Raw genomic sequence first — 372 nt, forward strand, 5'->3', positions numbered from 1 at the left:
GAGACTGTATAATCTAGGGTATTTTTTCATTTATTAATTTTTAAGAAGATCCTCTAAATTGTTGATGTAATCGCCATAGACTTTGTTCAAGCGGGCGAAAGCCGGCATAACATCGAAAAAATCTTCCTCCATCACCACCCAGCCCATCTTTTTGAATTCTTTTAAGGCATCAATAATGATCTCTTTTACTTTATCATTGCCCATGGTAGTGGCATTGCTCCTTCTTAGTTTTGCAAGTAGCCTATAAATATCTTCCATTAGTTCTTCATACTCTGTTAAGATCATCCGCTGTAGCTGTTGAACTGAGGTTAAGTCGAAGTTCCTGTCAATGAAAATAATTTTATAGAGCATAAAGCCAACAATGACATATTC

At 35.8% G+C, this 372-nt stretch carries 1 protein-coding gene; it reads right to left on the reverse strand.

What is annotated here, in order from left to right:
• Positions 1–33: 33 nt before the first annotated feature.
• The coding region (locus AC1DND_RS29630; RefSeq protein WP_477586642.1) for a hypothetical protein at positions 34–372 on the reverse strand (339 nt) is incomplete at its 5' end.

The sequence above is a fragment of the Pedobacter sp. 01N416 genome (genome assembly GCF_056399685.1).